Genomic DNA, 19,883 nt, shown 5'->3' with positions numbered 1-19,883 from the left:
ATGAGCTCCTCAGGGGTTTCGAGATGCCGGTCAAGACAACCACAGCACCAGATGAAAATACAGGTCACGACCTACTGACGGTTTGTTCGCGGTCCGCGGGGGTACGCCACGCCCGTTGACGAACTCGGCAGGCGCCGTTCCCCGCCTCGCCCTCCGACCCGAAGGGACGACCGCGTGACCACCGACTTGCACTCCGCGGGCCCCACCGTGACCGTGTTCGGGGTACGTGACGCCCTCGGCCTGGCTCTCGCCCACGAGCTCGACCGGCGCGGCTGCAGCACGCACGCCGTGACCACGGCGCTCGGCTGGCTGACGAGCACGACCAACGCAGTCGTCCGCCTCGACACCATGGCCGGCGAGCAGGCGTTCCGCGACCTCGTGCATGTCGATTCGCCCGCCGCCCACGTCGTGGCCGTGTGCGAGAAGCCCGCCGACGAGGCGACGTCGGACCGGCTGGTGGAGCTGTGCCGCCAGTGCGGGGACAAGCACGACGTCTCCCTCATCTGGCACGCGCCGCTGGAGCCCCGCATGGAGACGGTGCTCGGGGAGCCGGTCGTGCAGTCCGCGCCCGCGCCGAAGGACCTCGCCCTGACGATCGCGGACGAGGTGGGCAACCAGGTCGTGTGGACCTCCGCGCCGTCGTTCGCGGAGCGCACCTTCGAGCCCGGCTGGCAACGCGGCACGTCCTGAGCAGGCACGGACGATGTCCGGCCGGGTCACCACGGGGGTGCGAGCCATAGGAGCGATGCCTTTCCGGGTCCACAGAGCGATCGGCTGCTGCTGAACCGGTACGTACGACCCTATCAACGCAGCTGGCCCCGGGCGAATCACGCCCGGGGCCAGCTTCGAGGACGTGCGATCAAGCGACGTCGGCGACTGCGGCCTTGGTACGCAGCTGGTCCAGCAGCTTGGCCAGCCGGCGGGACACCTGCATCTGGCTCACGCCGACGAGATCGGCGATCTCCTGCTGGGTCTTGTCCTCCACGAATCGCAGCCGGATGAGCTCGCGCTCGTCGTCGGCGAGATCGCGGCACAACGGGCCGACCGTGACCCAGTCGTCGATGAACGAGAATGCCGACTCGTCCCACCGCAGGGTCTCGCCGAGCGGCTGTCCGCCGTCGCGGACCGGCTGGTCCAGCGACGTCGGGGAGAAGCAGCCGCGTGCGGCCATGGCCTCGTTGACGTCGGCCAGGTCCGCACCGAGCTCCGCAGCGATCTGCGCGGCGTCGGGCGCGTGGCCCTCGGCGTGGAAGATGCGCTCGGAGGCGGAGGAGATGTCGGCCTGCAGCTGCTGGATCCGCCGCGGGGGACGAACGCCCCAGCCGTGGTCCCGGAAATGCTTCTTGATCTCACCGAGGATCGTCACCGTCGCGAAGGGGACGAACTCTCCCCGGTCGTGACGGAAGCCGCGGATCGACTTCACCAGGGCGAAGTTGGCGACCTGCACGAGGTCCTCGCGGTCGATGCCCCGACCGGCATAGCGGCCGGCCAGGTGGCGCGCGAGGCCGAGGTGTCGACGGACGACCTCGTCCTCGAGTGCTGCGCGCTCGGCCGGTCCGGCCGAAGCAGCTGCTTCGATGAGTGCCGCGGTGTCGTCCGACTGCTCGTGGGAGCTGGACGACGCGGAGTTGCTGGATGTAACGGGAGCAGAGTTCACGATGACCCCCAGAGGTCTCGATCCGTGTACGGCTAGTTGCTCAACCGACCACCACACCATGGCATCGATGGGTGCCCGCTGGCAAGCCAGAACCGGTCGGAGAGGACCAGTTCATCTAGTTCTCATGAACTATTCACCCCCGAACGAGCCCGTTCGGGCTGTTTCACCCGTCCGCGATCGGGTACGCGTCCCGCGCCCGGAGGGAGCGACCCGACGGCGAAAGGACCCCGATGGCCCGCAGCAGCGCCGCCGACACCGTGTCGGTCGCTGGGCGTCGTCTGCGTCTGACGCATCCGGACAAGGTCATCTATCCCGACACCGGGACGACCAAGGCCGACGTCATCGCCTACTACCAGCAGATCGCTCCCTACCTGCTGCCGCACATCCGGGGCCGCATCGTGACCCGCAAGCGCTGGGTCGACGGCGTCGGCACGGACAGTGCGCCCGGCAGCGTGTTCTTCGAGAAGAACCTTCCCGACTCCGCGCCCTCGTGGATCCGCCGCGTCGAGATCCACCACCGCGAGCACGTCAACACGTACCCCGTCTTCGAGGACGCGGCCGCGCTCGCCTGGGCCGGCCAGGTCGCGGCGCTCGAGCTGCACGTCCCGCAGTGGCGGGTCGACCGCGACGGGACGCCCCAGAACCCCGACCGGTTCGTGCTCGACCTCGACCCCGGTCCCGGCGCCGGCCTGCCCGAGTGCGTCGATGTGGCCAAGCGCGCCAAGAAGCTGCTCGCCGACCTCGACCTCACGACGTACCCGGTCACGAGCGGCAGCAAGGGCATCCACCTCTACGCACCGCTGGACGGCTCGCACGACTCGGACTACATGAACGCCTTCGCCAAGGAGGTCGCCAAGGCGCTGGAGGCCGAGCTGCCCGATCTCGTGGTCAGCTCGATGCGCAAGAGCGAGCGCGGCGGCAAGGTGCTCGTGGACTGGAGCCAGAACAACGGCAACAAGACCACGATCGCCCCCTACTCGCTGCGCGGGACCACCACGCCGCGCGTCGCGGTGCCCCGCACGTGGCGCGAGATGACCGACTCGCTGGAGCAGCTCACGCTGGACCAGGTCGTCGCCCGCATGAAGCGGCGCAAGGACCCCATGGCCGACCTGTCCGAGCACGCCGCCGATCCCGACGAGCCGGACCGCCTCGAGACGTACCGCTCGATGCGCGATCCCGACAAGACCCCGGAGCCCGTCCCGGCCGATCGCCCCGCGCCCTCCGAGGGCCGGTCCTTCGTGATCCAGGAGCACCACGCGAGCAGCCTGCACTGGGACTTCCGGCTCGAGCACGACGGCGTCCTGGTGTCGTGGGCCCTGCCGAAGGGCGTCCCGACCGACACCGGCAAGAATCATCTCGCGGTGCAGACCGAGGACCACCCCCTGTCGTACGCGACCTTCGAGGGAACGATCCCGAAGGGCGAGTACGGAGGTGGGGAGGTCACCATCTGGGACCACGGCACGTACGAGCTCGAGAAGTGGAAGGCTCGAGAGGTCATTGCCACCCTGAGTGGTACCAAGGACGGCGGGCTCGGCGGCCGTCGCAAGTACGCGCTGATCCACACCAACAAGAACCAGTGGCTCATCCACCGGATGAAGATCACTTGAACTGCAGATCCCGATGAACAGGAGCACGCACATGCCCAGGCCTTTCAAGAAGACCGCCCCGACGACGTTCCGCGACAAGCTCGAGTCACAGCTGAGCGATCTGGCGGACCAGACCGACGAGCTGCGCAAGGTGGTCGTCGCTCGCGCGCCCGAGGTTCGCGACCAGCTCGTCGAGCAGGCCGGCGAGCTGCGTCAGCAGGTCGTCGAGCGTGCGCCGGGCGTCCGTGACCAGATCGTGGCTGCGATCCCCGACAAGGACCAGCTGCTCGACCTGCGCGACGACCTGTTCGAGCGCCTGCCCGAAAACGTGCAGGAGAAGCTGCCCGAGCGGTCCAAGCCCAAGAAGACGCGTCTGCGCAAGGTCGCCGCACTCGGCGTCCTGACCGGTGCCGGTGCTGCCGCCTTCGCGATCTTGAAGCGTCGCGGCCAGCCCGACCACGCGTACACGCCGCCGACGAGCACGCCCCCGCCGGCCGCGCCGACGACGCCCCCGCCGCCGTCCTCCTCGACCGCTCCGACCGCGGCCGACCTGACCGGCGACGGCACGGACGGCTCCGTCGGCAAGTCCTGACGTCCGCACCTGATTGACCCGAGGTCGGGCGGGGTAAGGCAGATAAACCTTTCCCCGCTCGACCTCGAGGTGTCTCATGAGCGCTGAACTCCAGCAACCCGCCCCGTCACCCTGGACCGCCGACGAGCTGGACTCGATCCGTGAGGGTCTGGAGTCCGCGGTGCTCCGCATCGAGGCCGAGCTCGCGCTGATCGCATCCGATCTCGGCACCACCGCCGGCGCACCGCCCCTCGAGGTGCTTGTGGACGACCTCGACGTGGCGTCACAGCGCGCCGAGATGCTGCAGGACGCCGTCCAGGCCGAGAACCTCGCGGCGATCCTCGCCCAGACGCAGCACGTCCTCGATCGCCTGTCCGCGGGCCACTACGGGGTGTGCGAGTCCTGCGCGGGTGGGATCGGGCGGCCGCGGCTCGAGGCGTTCCCCCGCGCGACACTCTGCATCGGCTGCGCCCACTGAGCCCGGTTGTGCTCGGGAACAGGGGGTACTCCCTGTCTCAGTGAGAGGGGAAACAGTGAACCTGACGACACCCGAACGCCGAAGCACCACGTACCCGGACCACCGCGGGGGCCGGTGGGACAATCGACAAGTTCACGATCTCCAAGTGCACGCCCAGGAAGTGGAGTTCTCCGTGTTGCCGTACCCGCAGGAGCCGATGCTCGCGCGGCCGGTTCACGACCTGCCGGACGTCGAGGACCTCCCTGGTGGCGCGGTCTTCGAGCCGAAGTTCGACGGCTACCGCGGGCTGATCTTCGTGCAGGACGGCCACTGCCGCATCCAGTCCCGCACCGGTCGGGACGTCACCCGCGCCTTCCCCGACATCGCCGCGGCCGCGATCGACTCCCTGCCGTCGGGCGTCGTGCTCGACGGCGAGCTGGTGGTGTGGGGTGACAGCACCTGTGACTTCAGCGAGCTGCAGCGCCGCCTCGACGGCGACGTCCCCGACGGCCGCATGGGCGCGCACCCCGCGTCGTTCATCGCTTTCGACGTGCTCGCTGGCGCGGGGATGGACATGCGCAACAGTCCCCTGCGCGTACGCCGCCAGGCGCTCACGATCCTGCTGGGCGACGTGCCTGCACCGCTGCACGTGGTCCCGCAGACCCGCGATCGCGTCGAGGCCGATCAGTGGATGGCCAACTATGCCGAGGCCAACGTCGGGGTCGAGGGCGTCGTCGCCAAGGGGCTCAGCACGACGTACGCCGGGGGCGACCGAGGCTGGCTCAAGCTGCGCATCCAGGACTCGGTCGAGGGCGTCGTCGTCGCGATCTCGGGGTCGCTGCGCGCCCCGCGCCGTCTGGTGCTGGGGCTGCCCGGTCCTGACGGCACCGCCGAGCTCGTCGGCTGCACCACCGAGCTGACCCTGCCGCAGAGTCGCCGCATGGGCGCCCACCTGGCCCGGGCCGCCGACGACCACCCGTGGTCGGCCGGCCTGGCGTCCACCGACGTGCCCGGCTGGCCCGCCGACTCGCCCGCGGACCTGCTGCTGGTCGACCCGTCGACGGTCGTGGAGGTCGCCGCGGACTCCCTCGAGACCGGGCCGTGGACCGGGGCGCACGAGCTCGTCCGCGTGCGCCCCGAGCTGCAGGCGACCGAGGTCGACGTCATCCGCTGAGCGTCGGCAGATCAGTGCTGCTGGTCGGGCTCCACGTCGGGGGCCGGTGCCTCGTCCTGGAGCGCGAGCAGCGCCTGGTTCTTGGCCTCCAGGTCCATCCGCCTGGCGGCCGCGCGGACGTCCGAAGTCGTCTCCTCGTCGGGGCCCAGCACCCTGACCGTCACGATCGCGATGTCGTCGCGGGCGCTGCCCTCCTGGAACGTGAGCACCTCGTCGAGGATCAGGTCGGTGGTCTCGGCCGCGGTCGGCAGTGGGGTGGCCACGAGCGACCTCAGCCGCTCGATGCCGAACGGCTCGTCGTCGCGCCGCGCATCGGTCACCCCGTCGGTGAACAGCACGACCCGGTCACCGGGGCCGATCGTGCCGCGTCCGTCGTCGAGCTGCGGGGTCGCGAGAACGCCCACGAGCGACCCGGAGGCGCCGATCTCCACGACCGCGCCCTCCTGGGCCACCAGCAGCGGCAGGGGATGGCCGCCGGAGCTGACCGACACCAGCCACTGGTCGTCCTCCTTGAGCAGGCGCAGGAGCACGACGGTGCAGAACCGGTCGCTGCCGTGCGCCAGGAGCGCGGTGTTGAGCTCACGCAGCACCTCCGCGGGCGAGTCGTACCGCACGGCGAGGGCGCGGATCGAGTGCCGGACGAACGAGGTGAGGACCGCGGCCTCGACCCCCTTGCCGGCCACGTCGCCGAGGGCGACGACCCACTCGCCCGTGCGGATCTGGAAGACGTCGTAGAAGTCGCCACCGATCACCGTGCCGTCGCCCGCCGGCCGGTACGCCCCGGCGATCTCCAGGCCCGGGACGTCGCCGATCGACGGCGGGACGAAGGTCGCCTGCAGCGTCGCGGCCAGGGCCGTGGTCAGGTGCTCGGCCTCCTCGGCTGCCCGGCGGGCCTGCAGCAGCTCCTCGTGGTGGCGGCGCCGCTCACGGGCCTCGAAGACGATCATCCGCGTGGTCTGCTTGCGGCCGTCGCCGCGCAGGTTGGCGCTGATCAGGGCTGGGACCTCGGCCCCGTCGGGTCGCACCAGGTCGACCGCGATCTCGTGGACGCTGCCGTGCGCCTGCAGCTCCGCGCGGACGTGGGTCTCGTGATCGCCCGAGGAGCCCGGGGAGAGCAGGTCCGAGAAGGACTCCTTGCCGACGACGTCGTCGTGGGGGCGGTCCACCATGGCGAGGAATGCGTGATTGGCCGCGACGATCCGTCCGTCCGCGTCGAGCTCCACGTAGCCGCACGGCGCGTGGTCGAACAGGTCCCGCTGGTCGCCGCTCATGGGCTCACGAGCTCCGTGAGCGGGGCGGTCAGACGACTCGACGCGTGCATGTGCGAACGATATCGGAGTCGCCCCGAGATCTTGCCTGAGTCGACCTGCTCTGTCACCCCGGCTCGTTATGCTGGACGGACCGGTTGAGCCACCAGGCGGTGCCATCTGCAGAAAGCTGCGCCTTGATCCCCGATCCTCTCGGTCCTCTCGACCACTCTCCCGCCTATCCGGCCGCCGATCTGACCAACTGCGAGAGGGAGCCGATCCACATCCCGGGGGCGATCCAGCCCCATGGGCTCCTGCTCGCACTCGACCACGAGCGCCGCGTCGTCATGGGCTCGCGCAACACCGAGCAGCTGCTCGGGCGGCCCATCGACGAGCTCCTCGGTCTCGAGGTCCGCGACGTGCTCGGTGCCGGACCGGCCACGGCCGTCGCGGCCGCGCTGGCCGGCGGAGACCTGTCGGCCCCGCTGCGCGCGACCCTCGCACCCAACCTGGGCCGGCTCGGCTCGGCCGAGGTCGACCTGGTCGTGCACCGGTCCGGCACCCGCACGGTCGTGGAGGTCGAGCCTGTCTGGGGCCAGGAGACGTCCCAGACGGTGTCCTACCGCTCGGCGCGGGCGGCCGTCACTCGCCTGACCGGCACGTCCACGACCGCCGGGCTGTGCGAGCAGCTCGCCCACGAGATCCGGCAGGTCACCGGCTTCGACCGCGTCATGGTCTATCGCTTCGACGATGCCTGGAACGGCGAGGTCGTGGCCGAGGACCGTCGCGAGGACCTCAACCCGTTCCTCGGCCTGCACTATCCCTCGACCGACATCCCGGCGCAGGCGCGACGGCTCTACACGGTCAACTGGACCCGGCTCATCGCCGACATCCTCTACGAGCCGGTCGCGCTGGAGCCCGTCCTGGATCCCGCGACCGGCGCGCCGCTCGACCTGTCGCACTCGGTCCTGCGCAGCGTCTCGCCGATCCACGTCGAGTACCTCTCCAACATGGGCGTGTCGGCGTCGATGTCGGTCTCTATGGTCAAGGACGGACAGCTCTGGGGCCTCGTCGCGTGCCACCACTACTCCGGACCGCATCGCGTGCCGTTCGACGCCCGCTCGGCTGCGGAGTTCCTCGGCCAGACCGCGTCGCAGCTCATCGACGACCGTGAGCGCGCCGACAACCACGCCGACGAGCTGAGCGCGAGCGTGCTTCTCGCCCGCCTCACCGCATCGTTGGCCGGCGACCCGCGGCCCGTCTACGACGCGCTGCTGTCCGATCCGCGGCTCCTCGAGCTGGTCGACGCCTCGGGCGTCGCGCTCTGGGTCGACGGCCAGCTGAGCACCGTGGGCGAGGTCCCGAGCGAGCCCGTCCTGCACCGCATCGCTCGCGCGGTCGGGGCCGACGACGACAAGGTCACCGCCAGCAACCACCTCGGGGCGCTCGCTCCCGAGCTCGCCGAGACGTCCGCCGTCGCGGCCGGGGCGCTGCACCTCGGCAACGGTCCGGACCGGTGGATGATGTGGCTGCGGCCCGAGGTCGAGCAGACCGTCGACTGGGGCGGCGACCCCACCAACAAGGCGCTGGCCCTCGCGGAGGACCCACAGGTCCGGCTGAGCCCCCGCAAGTCGTTCGAGAAGTGGCGCCAGGTCGTCCGCGGCCAGAGCGCGCCGTGGCGGCCCTGGGAGATCGACGTCGTGGAGAGCCTTCGCCAGTACCTCTCGGCCCAGCTGCTGCGACGCACGCACGAGCACACGGCGCTGGCCGAGTCGCTGCAGCGCGCCGTGGTGCTCGAGGAGACACCGCAGTTCGACGGCGTCGACGTGCTGGCCCGCTACCGGCCCGCCAAGGGCAGCCGCCTGGGCGGGGACTGGTGGGACGCGTTCAGCCTGCCCGACGGCCGGATCGTGCTGACCGTGGGCGACGTCGCGGGCCACGGTGTCACCGCCGCGACCGCGATGGCCCAGGTGCGCACGGCCCTGCGGGCGTACATGATCGACGGCAGCTCCCCCGCCGCGTGCGTCGACAAGCTCGACGTGCTGGTCGCCGCGCTGCTGCCTGGTCAGACCGCGACGGTCGTCGTGCTCGTGGTCGACCCCGCGACCGGCCGCGTCGAGATCGCCAACGCCGGGCACCCGCCGGCGCTGCTGCTCAAGGACGGCGGCAGCACCCTCGTGGCGCCCGCGGGCCGCCCGCTGCTCGGGGTCGACTTCGGTGAGGCCGGGACCGACGAGCTCGTGCTCGCACCCGGCGACGTCCTGCTGTTGTACACCGACGGACTGGTCGAACGCCGCGGTGTCGAGATCGACTCGTCGATCGAGCGGCTGGGACGTGCTGCGGTCACGTCGGACCACACCGGCACGCTCGACACCTGGATCACCGACCTGCTGACGGCCGTCCCGGGCACTCTCGACGACGACCTGACCGTGGTCGCCCTCCGCACGACAGGAGCCCTGGCATGAGCCTGACCATCGCCGACCGGTCCGCGGGCGACTTCCATGTCGTCGAGCTGGCCGGTGACATCGACATCGACTCCGCGCGCGAGCTCCGCGCCCACATCGTCGGGTGCATCGCCGACCGCTCCCCGCGGGTCGTCGTCGACCTGACCGACGTCGCGTTCATGGACTCCTCGGGCCTCGGGGCCCTCGTCGGCGGGTGGCAGCTGACCCGCGAGGGCGGCGCCTTCCGCATCGCCGGCGCGAACCCGGTCGTGCGTCGCGTCCTGTCGATCACGGGGATGGAAGACGTCTTCGATCTCTACCCCACGGTCGACGACGCGACCAGCCGCTGAGACGCGTGCCACACCCCGAAAGCCCCGCACGTGAAATAAGACTCAGAGTGACAAATCTTACGAGCGCGAGCGTTTAGGGTGTCTCCCGCGTAGCCTTCGGTGCAGCACGAGGCGCGCCCGCGCGGAGTCACATCATGAGAGGCAATGCAGTCAATGGCAGATGTTGAGGCAGCACTGGACCAGGCTGGACTGACCAACCCGCACGTTCGCGAGTACGTCAGCTACTGGGCCGACCTGACCGGCGCGGAGCGGGTCGAGGTCATCAGCGCATCGGACGACGCACGACTCGCGCAGGAGGCACTGGACGCCGGAGAGCTCCTTCCGGCCGGTGAGGGTCTGTACTACTCCCGCAGCTACCACAAGGACACCGCGCGCTCCGAGGAGCGCACGATCGTCGCCACGAGCAACCCCGAGGACGCCGGCGCGTACAACAACTGGCGCCCCTCCTCGGAGATGAAGCCGCTGCTGGAAGGCAAGATGCGCGGCGCCTCGGCCGGCAAGACGATGTACGTCGTCCCCTACCTGATGGCCCCTCCCGGCTCGCCCCTCGAGGCGTACGCCGCGGGTGTCGAGCTGACCGACTCCCGCACGGTCGTCATGCACATGATCCGCATGGCCCGTGTCGGCATCGACTACATCAACGACCTCGCCGACCCCAACAGCTTCGTGCGTGCGGTCCACGTGACCGGTGACCTGGAGAACCTGGGACACGGCACGCCCGACGACGCCCGCTACTTCGTGACGGTCGCCGACGAGCGCACGATCTTGCACTTCGGCTCGTCGTACGGCGGAAACGCCCTGCTCGGCAAGATCGCCCACGGCCTGCGCCAGGCGGCATACGACGGCTGGGCCTCCGGCAAGTTCCTGTCCGAGCAGTTCATGCTGCTGGGCATCACGGACAAGGAGACCGGCAAGAAGTACCACATCTGTGGCGGCTTCCCGAGCGCCTCGGGCAAGACCAACCTCGCGATGACGCTGGCGCCCGACGCCCTGGGCGACCGCTACTACGTCGACTTCTACGGCGACGACATCGCATGGCTGTGGGTCGACGAGAACGACGGCAAGCTCTACGGCATGAACCCCGAGTTCGGTGTGTTCGGCGTCGCGAAGGACACGAACGAGGCGACCAACCCGGGTGCGCTGCACTCGGTCGACGCCGGCTCGGGCGCGATCTTCACCAACATCGCGTACAACCCGAAGACGCAGGAGGTCTGGTGGGAGGGCAAGACGCCCAACCCGCCCGAGGACGTCACGGGCTGGGAGGACTGGAAGGGCGATCTCATCTCCGAGCGCGCCGAGGGCGACGACTCGCCGTGGGCGCACCCCAACAGCCGCTTCACGACGACGCTGTCCAACGTCCCCAACGTGGCGCCGGACTTCAACAGCCCGCAGGGCGTGCCGATCGACGCGATCATCTTCGGCGGTCGTACGCGTGACCGCGAGCCGCTGATCCGTGCGATGACCGATCTCGCCGAGGGCGTCTACGACGGCCTGACGCTGGGCGCCGAGGCGACGTTCGCCGCCGAGGGTGTCGACGGCCAGCTGCGCTACGACCCCATGTCGATGCGTCCGTTCATGTCCTACCCCGAGGGCGCGTACGCGGCTCACTGGCTGAAGATCATCAGCCAGGCCAACGAGATGCCGCTGTTCGCGCACGTCAACTGGTTCCAGCGCGGCGACGACGGCCGCTTCCTGTGGCCCGGCTACCGCGAGAACCTCCGTCCGCTGCTGTGGCTCATGCAGCTCAAGGCCGGCGAGGTCTCCGGGCGCCAGACGCCGGTCGGCATCATCCCGACCAAGGAGGAGCTCAACCTCGAGGGTCTGGACATCCCGGCGGAGGATCTCGACACGATCCTCACGATCGACAACGCCCGTTGGCAGCAGGAGATCGAGAACCGCGACGTGCACCTCGCCGCGTTCCACGGTCTGCCGGAGGAGATCTGGGAGGCGCACCGCCGCGTGAAGGCCGCTCTCGAGGCCGACGCCTGATCCCCGCTCCCTGAGCTCGACGAGCCCCCCACCCGTTCCCGGGTGGGGGGCTTCGCCGTCCCCGCCTTCGACCGATCTTTCTGCGTTTCGGCTGTGGCGACCGATCTTTCTGCGTTTCGGCTGCCCTGGCAGCACGTACGTCGTCAGGTCGGCCCGGACCTCACGGATCTCTCGGCGTTCCGGCCGTCCCAGCAGCACGAACGCCGAAAGATCGGTCCCCCGGGCGGTCAGCCGCCGATCTGCTGGACCTGGATCGTGAGCGCCTCCGCTTCGGCGGCGAGCCGCTCGTCGCTCGCGTCCTCGCCGATCTGGTCGACGAGATCGTCGTGCGCCACGACCTCCAGGGCGCCCGCGTAGTCGTCGGTGCCCGCCTGCTCGGCGCTGATCACCTCGACGCGCCCCTCGATCAACCCGATCGTCGCGCCAGAGCCGGCGGCGAGGAGGGAACGGACATGGTCGGCGGTGATGCTCTGCGGTTCAGTCATGGCCTCCGTGTTCCCGCAGCGGGCCACGCTAATCGCACGGTCGTCCGACCTGCTGGCGTTCGCCGATCGCTGGGACGCCGCGATCCCTCCCGAGACCTACGACGACCGCTGGGACGGCGTCCCGGTGATGCGGTCCCTCGTCAGCGCGAAGTACGCGTCTCCCATCCGGGAGGTGCTTACGCCACCGAATGCCGTGCAGGCGGTGCTTACGCCACCGAATGACGGCAAATGTGGGCTCATACGGTGGCGTACGCACCGCCCGACGGCCGGAAAGTGGCGTACGCACCGCCCGACGGCCGGAAAGTGGCGTACGCACCGCCCGACGGCCGGACGGTGGCATACGCACCGCATGAGAAAGGCCCCGCGATCCGGTGAGGATCGCGGGGCCTTGCACCACTTGCGCGCCCGAAGGGATTCGAACCCCTAACCTTCTGATCCGTAGTCAGATGCTCTATCCGTTGAGCTACGGGCGCACACCCCGAAGGGCCTTGCCGATCCTATCGTGCCCCTGCCCGAAGATAAAATCCGGGGACCCGTCCTTCGAATCCTCCCTGCGATGCCGCCCGGAGCCATAAGGTGATGCGTCATCACTTACCCATCGGGAGACCAACTCATGGCATCACGTCCGCTGCGCGTCGCCGCCAGTGCCACATCCACCCTCGCACTGGTCGCAGCGGGCATCGTCGCCTCGGCGACCGGAGCCCAGGCCGCGCCCGAGGACGTCAACACCGACCTCTGCGTCGGCACCCCCGTCTGGACCGGAGACCTCACTGCGGGCCAGGCCGTCCGCGGCCTCACGACGACTCGCGGCGTGACGCCCGAGGCGTTCACCGGCACGTACGTCGATCGCCTCGACAACGGCGCGGGCCGCGGCAAGGACATCCTCCTGTTCCAGATGGAGGGCTCGCGCATCACCAAGACCGACAAGGACGGCAACGTCAACGTCGACGCGGGCATCTGGGCCGGCATGTCCGGCTCGCCCGTCTACGACCAGGACGACAACCTGATCGGCGCCGTCGCGTACGGCTTCAGCTACGGCCCCAGCGTCATCGCCGGCGTCACCCCCGCCAAGGACATCCTCAGCATCGAGGGCACGGCGGCGGCACCCGCGGCCCGCAAGGTCACGATCAGCGCGTCGGCCGGCAAGCGCATCGCCGCGACGACCCGCACGACGTCCGACGACGCCTCGGTGCCGAAGACCCTGCCGCACCTCACCGTGCCGCGCGTCTCGGTCGGCACCCCCGCCTCCGCGGCCAACAGCTTCACCAGGAAGTCACGCCAGCTCAAGAAGAAGTACGGCTCGGCGCTTCCCAAGTTCGTCCCCGGCGCCACCACGACCGAGCTCGATCCGGCCACCGCGATCGTCCCGGGCGGCAACATCGCCGCGGCGTGGTCGCGTGGCGACGTCACCTTCGCCTCCGTCGGCACCATCACCGCCATCTGCGGCACGAAGGTCTTCGCGTTCGGCCACCCCGACAACTTCGACGGCGACAAGGCCACCGGCACGTTCCACGCCGCGTCCGCCGCGCTGATCCAGGAGGACTCGGCCGACTCGTCGTTCAAGATGGCCAACATCGACACGACCCCGCTCGGCCAGATCACCCAGGACCGTCTGAGCGGCATCCTGGGCGTGCTCGGCAAGCTCCCGCAGGAGACGACCGTCACGACCAACACCACCCTCGCGGGCAGGAGCACGCAGGCCGTCAGCCACGTCTCGGCCGCGCAGGCGCTGCCGACGGCCGTCGCCTCGCAGGTCTACAACGACATCCTGGACGGCCTCGACGCGTACGTGAACGGTGGCGAGGCGATCGCCTCGTGGACCATCGACTACACCCCCCGGGGCGGCAAGCGCGCGACCTTCACCCGGACGCAGCGCATCTCGTACGACTCGTTCCTGGCCGAGCAGATGCCGTTCGACGTCGCGAGCGACGTCGAGTTCCTGCAGACCGCCTCGGACCAGAAGATCACGATCAACTCGGTCACGATCGACAACGAGCTCAAGCCCGACTACAACGCCCTGCGCATCGCGAAGGTCGAGTACCGCAAGAGCACCAAGGTCGGCAAGAAGACCGTCAACACGTGGGTCACGGTCAAGAACGGCAAGAAGGTCTCGGCCAAGCGCGGTCGCACCCTGCCGGTACGCGCGACGCTGCGTCCGGCGAGCCCGGACTCGGTCGCCAAGCCGCTGGTCACCCGTCTGGACCTCAAGGTCAACAAGTGGGCCGTCGGCACCGGCGTCGCGGCGATCTCGGGCGGGCAGAGCTACTTCCCGCTGAACGAGGGCAGCGACGAGGAGTTCACGATCGTCATGGACGAGGAGGACGAGGAGGAGTACTACTTCGAGAGCGACTCCCCCGCAGCGACCCTGCCGGAGGTGCTGGCCGCACTCAAGGCGCAGCCCCGCAACGACCGCCTGATCGGTGAGCAGTACTACACCAACTCCAACGGCACCTCGAAGGTCTCAGGCACGAAGGTCTCCACGCCGGCCGTCACCCGCGGCAGCTTCTTCCTGAACCTGTCCTACAAGAAGTAGCCCCTACGCAGGTCCCGCTGGGCGCCCCTTCGAGGGCGGCGCCCGGCGGGGTCAGGGGATCAGGACGAGCTTGCCCGCGACACCGCGGCCGAGCTCGTCGTGCGCGGCGCCCGCCTGGTCCAGCGCGAACGTGCCGGCGACGTGCACCGCGAGGCGGCCCGAGTCGATCAGGTCGACGAAGGCCTGCAGCGCCGTACGGCTGGGCACGATCCGGATGCGGTTGAGCACCACCCCGCGCTCCTTGGCCGCGACGACGTCCTCCTCGCGGACGTCGAGCAGCGACGCGACGACGCCGCCGTCCCTGACGACTGCCAGCGAGCGCTCGACGCTCTCACCGCCGAACGGGTCGATCACGAGGTCGAGATCGGACAGCAGCGTCGTGAAGTCCTGCTCCCGATAGTCGATGACCTGGTCCGCACCCAGTCCGCGGACGAAGTCGACCTTGCCGGCGCTGGCCGTCGCGACGACCTCGGCCCCCAGCGCCTTCGCGAGCTGCACCGCGACGTGGCCGACGCCTCCGCCGGCCGCCTGCACCAGCACGCGCTGCCCCGGCTGGAGACCGGCGACCTCGACGATCGAGCGGTACGCCGTGAGGGCGACGAGCGGGAGCGCAGCGGCGTGGACGTCGTCGAGCGAGTCCGGGGTCGCCAGGAGGTCCGTGGCGGGGACGACGACCTTCTCGGCGTACGTGTTGCCCGCTCCGGGCAGACGCGGCATGCCGAAGACGCGGTCGCCGACGGCGAAGTCGGTGACCCCCTCGCCGAGCGCCTCGACCGTCCCGGCGACGTCCCAGCCGAGGGTGAACGGCGGCTCGCCGATCATCGGGTACCAGCCCTCGCGCACCGCGACGTCCAACGGGTTGACGCCGATGGCCCCGGTGCGGACCAGCACCTCGCCGGCCGCCGGCTCGGGGTCGGGCACCGTGACCTGCTCGAGGACCTCGGTCCCGCCGAACCGTGTCTGGGTGATCGCGCGCATGCTGCTCCTCGTGGTGGGGTGACCGGGCACCCGCAACCTATCGATCGGCAGCCGGTCCGCGCCTACCCGGTGTTGCGCAGACCCGCGGAGATGCCGTTGATGGTCAGCAGCAGGGCCCGCTGCAGGTCGTCGTCGGGCTCGTCGACCGCCCGCACCTGGCGCAGCAGCGAGACCTGCAGCGCGTGCAGCGGCGCGAGATAGAAGTCGCGCAGCTCGAGCGTCCGTTGCAGGACCGGCGCCGACTCGAGCAGCGAGCCGTGGCCGGTCACCCGCAGCACCTGCTCGACCGCGAGCTCGTGCTCGCGCCGGATGGTGTCGAAGATCGCCCGGGAGTCCTGCGGCACGAGCGCCTGGACGTACTCCGCGGCGATGTCGAGGTCGGTCTTGGCCAGCGTCATCTGCACGTTCGACACGAACGTCCGGAAGAACGCCCACGAGCCGTACATCTCCTGCAGCGTCTCGCCGCGGCCGTCCTCGAACGCTGCCGCGAGGCCCGAGCCGACGCCGAACCAGCCGGGAAGGATGATCCGCGACTGGGTCCAGCCGAACACCCACGGGATCGCGCGCAGGTCGTCGAGGCCGCCCGCGCCGCCGGGACGCTTGGCCGGCCGGGAGCCGATGTTCATCTTGCCCAGCTCGTCGACGGGCGTGGCGGAGACGAAGAACGGGACCAGCGCCTCGTCGCGCACCAGCGCCCGGTACGCCTGTTTGCCCTGCTCGGCGACCAGGTCCATCGTGCCGTTCCAGCCGTCGAGGACGTCGCTCGGCAGCAGCGACGTGCGGTGCAGCACGGACGCCTCGAGCACCGCGGCGAGCGCCGCCTCGAGATTCTGCCGGCCGAGCCCCGGGAGCGAGTACTTGTCGGAGATGACCTCGCCCTGCTCGGTGATCTTGATCGGCCCGTCGAGGCTGCCGTACGGCTGCGACATGATCGCCTCGGCGGTCGGGCCGCCGCCGCGTCCGGTCGAGCCACCGCGTCCGTGGAACAGGCGCAGCGTGACGCCGTGCGCCCGCGCGATGTCGCGCAGCGCCCGCTGGGCCCGGTGGACCTGCCACTGTGACGCCGCGATGCCCGCGTCCTTGGACGAGTCGGAGTAGCCCAGCATGATCTCCTGCACGTCGCCGCGGGCCGCGACGATGCGCCGGTACGTCGGATCGCCCAGCAGCGCTTCGAGCAGCGGGCCGGCCGCCTCCAGCTCGGCGACGGTCTCGAACAGCGGAGCGAAGCCGATGCGCGCCGTCACCTCGTCCCCGACCAGGTCGACGAGCCCGACCTCGCGGGCCAGCACCACGACCGCGAACAGGTCGTCGACGTCGTGCGTCATCGACACGATGTACGTCTCGATGACCTCCGGTCCGTACGTGTCGAGGGCGTCGCGGATGACGCCGAGCAGGCTGAGCGACGCGGTCGCGGCAGGCCCGGAGCCGCCGCCCGCGAGACCGGTGAGCGGACGGACCGAGGCCATCTCGCGCGACAGCACCTCGATGCGCTCGGGACGCTCGAGCGCCGCGTAGTCGACCTCCCCGATGCGCTCGTAGAGCTCGGCGAGGGCCGCGTGGTGCTTGTCGCTGTGCTCGCGGACGTCCATCGTGGCGAGTCCGGCGCCGAATGCGACGGCGGTGCGGATGAGGCGCAGGATCGCGCCGTTGCCGGTCAGCTCGTCACCCGCCGCGAGCATCGAGTCGCGCACCAGCTGCAGGTCGGCGACGAGCTCGTCGAACGTCAGGTAGTCGCGGCCCGGCTCGTGCGGGGTGCCGTTGACCAGGCGCTCGCGCGCACGCAACAGACGTACACGCACGAAGCTCAGCTTGAGCCGGTAGGGCTCGTCGGCGTTGAGCCGGCGGATCGACTCCCACGTGATGGGCAGCGCGTGGGCGTCGGCCTCGAGGCTCTCGCGCAGGGCGTCCGACGCGGTGACGATCCGCGTGGACGCGGTCATCTCGGTGAGGATCTCGTCGACCATGCCGATCAGCTCGGCGAGACCCGAGGTGTGCTGCAGGTGCAGGATGTCCAGCGTCACCGCGGGGGTCACGTTGGGGTTGCCGTCGCGGTCGCCGCCGGCCCAGGTGCCGAAACGCAACGGCCGGGCCGTGGTCGGCAGGGTCACGTCGAGGCGGCCGAGCTGGCGATCGAGCTCGGCGAGCAGGTCGGGGACGACCTCGGAGGCGATCGAGCGCAGGTAGTAGACCGACGTCCGGGCCTCGTCCTTGGGCTCGGGGCGCACGACGCGCAGCTCGTCGGTCTGCCACAGCAGGTCGACCAGCTCGGCGAGGCGGCGGTCGTCGGCCTGCACCCGGGCGGGGGCGCGGCGCGGGTCCTCCATCGCACGGATCGTCTCGGCGATCTTGCGCAGCAGCCGCAGCACGCTGCGACGGCTGGCCTCGGTCGGGTGGGCCGTGAACACCGGGCGGTACTCCAGGCGCTCCAGCACCTCGGTCAGCGTCTCGCGCGAGATCCTGCCCTCCTCGAGGGCGTCGCCGATGCGACCGATCGTCGCCGACAGCGGGCCTTCGGCGTCCGCCGCGAGCTCCTGCCAGCGGTGCAGCTGCTCGGTGGTGTTGACCAGCTGGAAGTACGCCGTGAACGCCCGCGCGAGCACGACCGCCGTCCGCGGGTCGATCTCGTCGAGGACCTCGCGCAGCTCGGCGTCGTCGGGCTGTCGCGCGAGCCGGCGCACCTTCTCGACGAGGGCCAGCAGCTCGGCGCCCTCGTGGCGGGTCAGCGCCTCGCCGAGCAGCGTCGTCAGCTGACGCACGGATGCGCGCAGCGCGGCGTGCTCGGCGTCGGACGCCACCCCTCCACCGAACAGCGCCGGATCGGGCTGGCGGCGGTCGGAGGCGAGGATCTCCTCGGTGGTCAAGCGGCTCGTTGAGGTCACGGCCCCAGTCTGCCGGGTGAATGTTGCCGGCAGATGATCTGACGCCTGCTGTTCACCCTCCAAGACGCACGGACCCTTCCTTTCGTCACCTGGACGTGCGCACAATGCAGCGGGGCTACGGTGGGCTGACCGCCGGGGTACCTCACACTTGTTTGCGGTGTGAGACCTCTCGCGCGAGCAGCAACTTCCAGCTCCCCACTCAAAACTTGTATCTCAAGAAACAGAGATCGAGCCTGGGCCGGGATTGCTCGCGACCGCGACGTACGCGCTTAAACCCTCAGTTGATCCGATGGATCAGCCAAGGAGTGGTGAGGGCCGTGACTAGAACGAAGCCACCGATCCAAATGGTGGCAAACCGATTTGAAGTCCACGGTGCATGAGACTGGCGACGCTCGATTATCAGTGCCGCTAGGGCCCACAGCGGCGCGGTCGCGCATGCGGCGATCGCTAGGTTCGATGTGACTGTGCCGCTCATCCGCCCCTCACACCCTTTCCAAACTTGCCGGCTTTTTCCGATGAGCCCTCCACCAATGACATTCAACGGGACCTCCTGAACGTCCTCGATCAGCAGGCTATCGGTCTGCTTACCCGACAAATCGTCGATTTCACTCTCAGCAGTAGTTGCACCGCTGGCCCCGTGGGACGAGAGGATCTGTCCGTTTGAGTCTCGCGTGTAGTTCAAGAGGTTCGCCTCGCTACGCTCACAGTCGGCCGCAAGCGGCCTCCTTGGCGAACACCACTCCCGCAGGCGGCCTCTTTGCCGAACACCACCGTTCGCCAGGGAGCGAAGCGACCGTGAGCGGAGCGAGGCGGACGGGGTCAAGAGGTTCGCCTCGCTCCGCTCACAATCGGCCGCAGGCGGCCTCCTTGGCGAACACCACATCGCGGGGACTTTGCTGCGTAGGGTGAGCGGGCGACGACCGACACCGGGGAAGACAGATCTGTGCAGACACACGAAGTCCCGACGTTGCCCGTGCTGATCCCGGTCACGGCAGCGGCAGTCGCCGTCACCCTGTGGTGGCTGCACCGGCACGGCCGGCTCACCGGCGCGCGGGCCACGGTGGCGATCGTCGCGTGCGTCTACGGTGCGGTAGTCCTCGGTCACGTGCTCCTACCCCTGCCGATCGACATGGACAACGCGCGACCGTGGCGCGCGTCCGTTCACCTCACCCCGTTCGTCGACGTCGCCGAGGACCCGATCGGGATGATCTTGAACGTCGCGCTGTTCGTGCCGCTCGGCGCGCTGCTCCCGCTCCTGACCCGGGTGACGTCGATGCGCCGGGCCGCGCTCCTCGGCCTGTGGGTGAGCCTCAGCATCGAGACGGTGCAGCTCACCGGCTCGCTCACGGTGAGCCCGGGCCGGGTCGCCGATGTCGACGACCTGATCGGCAACACGGTCGGCACGATGATCGGCTACGCGGCCTACTCGCTGCTCGCGATGGCACCCGCGGTGCGCCGCTTGCTCGATCGGGCGGCCTCCTTGGCGAACACACCCTGACCGCGGTAATTGTCAGCGCCTAACCATTGCCAACA

General features: G+C 69.9%; 16 protein-coding genes and 1 tRNA gene. 10 read left to right on the top strand and 7 right to left on the bottom strand.

What is annotated here, in order from left to right:
* The first annotated feature begins 174 nt into the window (after positions 1-174).
* Entirely contained in the window at positions 175-690 is a 516-nt protein-coding gene (locus GEV27_RS13150; protein WP_153651344.1) for a hypothetical protein, read from the top strand.
* 169 nt (positions 691-859) lie between these two features.
* On the opposite strand, the gene GEV27_RS13145 is transcribed toward GEV27_RS13150, so the two are convergent.
* Positions 860-1,657, bottom strand: coding sequence for a sigma-70 family RNA polymerase sigma factor (locus GEV27_RS13145; protein WP_194839926.1), 798 nt, complete (start codon positions 1,655-1,657; stop codon positions 860-862).
* A gap of 230 nt (positions 1,658-1,887) precedes the next feature.
* Between GEV27_RS13145 and ligD the strand changes: the two genes are divergently transcribed.
* From ligD to GEV27_RS13125, 4 genes are all read left to right on the top strand, one after another.
* Entirely contained in the window at positions 1,888-3,264 is a 1,377-nt protein-coding gene (gene ligD, locus GEV27_RS13140; protein ID WP_153934791.1) for a non-homologous end-joining DNA ligase, read from the top strand.
* A 31-nt stretch (positions 3,265-3,295) separates the two neighbouring features.
* Entirely contained in the window at positions 3,296-3,835 is a 540-nt protein-coding gene (locus tag GEV27_RS13135; protein ID WP_153909648.1) for a hypothetical protein, read from the top strand.
* A 76-nt stretch (positions 3,836-3,911) separates the two neighbouring features.
* Positions 3,912-4,292: a TraR/DksA C4-type zinc finger protein gene (locus GEV27_RS13130; protein ID WP_153934789.1), complete on the top strand. Its 381-nt coding sequence runs from the start codon at positions 3,912-3,914 to the stop codon at positions 4,290-4,292.
* Positions 4,293-4,437: 145 nt separating this feature from the next.
* The gene (locus tag GEV27_RS13125) at positions 4,438-5,445 is read left to right on the top strand and encodes an ATP-dependent DNA ligase (protein WP_153934787.1); all 1,008 of its coding nucleotides are present in this window, start codon (positions 4,438-4,440) and stop codon (positions 5,443-5,445) included.
* Between the two features lie 11 nt (positions 5,446-5,456).
* Here GEV27_RS13125 and GEV27_RS13120 read toward each other — a convergent pair whose 3' ends face one another.
* Complete coding sequence (locus tag GEV27_RS13120) at positions 5,457-6,716, bottom strand: PP2C family protein-serine/threonine phosphatase (protein WP_194944209.1); 1,260 nt, start codon at positions 6,714-6,716, stop codon at positions 5,457-5,459.
* A gap of 173 nt (positions 6,717-6,889) precedes the next feature.
* Between GEV27_RS13120 and GEV27_RS13115 the strand changes: the two genes are divergently transcribed.
* The 3 genes from GEV27_RS13115 to GEV27_RS13105 all read left to right on the top strand — a co-directional run bounded on the left by GEV27_RS13115 (position 6,890) and on the right by GEV27_RS13105 (position 11,475).
* The gene (locus GEV27_RS13115) at positions 6,890-9,157 is read left to right on the top strand and encodes a SpoIIE family protein phosphatase (RefSeq protein WP_153934784.1); all 2,268 of its coding nucleotides are present in this window, start codon (positions 6,890-6,892) and stop codon (positions 9,155-9,157) included.
* Positions 9,154-9,486 carry an STAS domain-containing protein gene (locus GEV27_RS13110; protein ID WP_153934782.1) on the top strand — a complete coding sequence of 111 codons (333 nt, stop codon included), beginning with the start codon at positions 9,154-9,156 and terminating at the stop codon, positions 9,484-9,486. Before GEV27_RS13115 ends, GEV27_RS13110 begins: the two co-directional genes overlap by 4 nt.
* Positions 9,487-9,639: 153 nt before the next feature.
* Positions 9,640-11,475 (top strand): phosphoenolpyruvate carboxykinase (GTP), encoded by a 1,836-nt coding sequence (locus GEV27_RS13105; protein WP_153651335.1) that lies wholly within the window; start codon positions 9,640-9,642, stop codon positions 11,473-11,475.
* Positions 11,476-11,702: 227 nt separating this feature from the next.
* On the opposite strand, the gene GEV27_RS13100 is transcribed toward GEV27_RS13105, so the two are convergent.
* A complete protein-coding gene (locus GEV27_RS13100) occupies positions 11,703-11,960 on the bottom strand; it encodes a hypothetical protein (RefSeq protein ID WP_153651334.1) in 258 nt (85 codons plus the stop codon).
* A 400-nt stretch (positions 11,961-12,360) separates the two neighbouring features.
* A tRNA-Arg gene (locus tag GEV27_RS13095) sits at positions 12,361-12,433 on the bottom strand.
* A gap of 140 nt (positions 12,434-12,573) precedes the next feature.
* Between GEV27_RS13095 and GEV27_RS13090 the strand changes: the two genes are divergently transcribed.
* Positions 12,574-14,493 carry a hypothetical protein gene (locus GEV27_RS13090; RefSeq protein ID WP_153934780.1) on the top strand — a complete coding sequence of 640 codons (1,920 nt, stop codon included), beginning with the start codon at positions 12,574-12,576 and terminating at the stop codon, positions 14,491-14,493.
* Positions 14,494-14,544: 51 nt separating this feature from the next.
* Here the strand turns inward: GEV27_RS13090 and GEV27_RS13085 are convergent, their stop codons facing one another.
* The 3 genes from GEV27_RS13085 to GEV27_RS13075 form a co-directional block, all read right to left on the bottom strand.
* The gene (locus GEV27_RS13085; RefSeq protein WP_153934778.1) at positions 14,545-15,471 is read right to left on the bottom strand and encodes an NADP-dependent oxidoreductase; all 927 of its coding nucleotides are present in this window, start codon (positions 15,469-15,471) and stop codon (positions 14,545-14,547) included.
* 62 nt (positions 15,472-15,533) lie between these two features.
* Positions 15,534-18,350, bottom strand: a complete 2,817-nt coding sequence (gene ppc / locus GEV27_RS13080; RefSeq protein WP_309222237.1) for a phosphoenolpyruvate carboxylase — start codon at positions 18,348-18,350, stop codon at positions 15,534-15,536.
* Positions 18,351-18,627: 277 nt separating this feature from the next.
* Positions 18,628-19,032, bottom strand: a complete 405-nt coding sequence (locus GEV27_RS13075) for a hypothetical protein (protein ID WP_153934775.1) — start codon at positions 19,030-19,032, stop codon at positions 18,628-18,630.
* Between the two features lie 261 nt (positions 19,033-19,293).
* On the opposite strand from GEV27_RS13075, the gene GEV27_RS13070 reads away from it, so the two are divergent.
* Entirely contained in the window at positions 19,294-19,848 is a 555-nt protein-coding gene (locus tag GEV27_RS13070; RefSeq protein WP_153934773.1) for a VanZ family protein, read from the top strand.
* Positions 19,849-19,883: the final 35 nt, after the last annotated feature.

The organism is Aeromicrobium sp. S22, assembly GCF_009661045.1.
GTDB classification, from domain to species: Bacteria; Actinomycetota; Actinomycetes; order Propionibacteriales; family Nocardioidaceae; genus Aeromicrobium; species Aeromicrobium yanjiei.
Note: the sequence above shows the minus strand (reverse complement) of the source record. Positions and strands in the feature narration are given on the sequence as shown.

Bases quoted from the DNA above. Each gene is read 5' to 3' on its own strand.
- ligD (WP_153934791.1), top strand. From the start codon at position 1,888: ATGGCCCGCAGCAGCGCCGCCGACACCGTGTCGGTCGCTGGGCGTCGT.
- GEV27_RS13135 (WP_153909648.1), top strand. From the start codon at position 3,296: ATGCCCAGGCCTTTCAAGAAGACCGCCCCGACGACGTTCCGCGACAAG.
- GEV27_RS13130 (WP_153934789.1), top strand. From the start codon at position 3,912: ATGAGCGCTGAACTCCAGCAACCCGCCCCGTCACCCTGGACCGCCGAC.
- GEV27_RS13120 (WP_194944209.1), bottom strand. From the start codon at position 6,716: ATGAGCGGCGACCAGCGGGACCTGTTCGACCACGCGCCGTGCGGCTAC.
- GEV27_RS13110 (WP_153934782.1), top strand. From the start codon at position 9,154: ATGAGCCTGACCATCGCCGACCGGTCCGCGGGCGACTTCCATGTCGTC.
- GEV27_RS13105 (WP_153651335.1), top strand. From the start codon at position 9,640: ATGGCAGATGTTGAGGCAGCACTGGACCAGGCTGGACTGACCAACCCG.
- GEV27_RS13100 (WP_153651334.1), bottom strand. From the start codon at position 11,960: ATGACTGAACCGCAGAGCATCACCGCCGACCATGTCCGTTCCCTCCTC.
- GEV27_RS13090 (WP_153934780.1), top strand. From the start codon at position 12,574: ATGGCATCACGTCCGCTGCGCGTCGCCGCCAGTGCCACATCCACCCTC.
- GEV27_RS13085 (WP_153934778.1), bottom strand. From the start codon at position 15,471: ATGCGCGCGATCACCCAGACACGGTTCGGCGGGACCGAGGTCCTCGAG.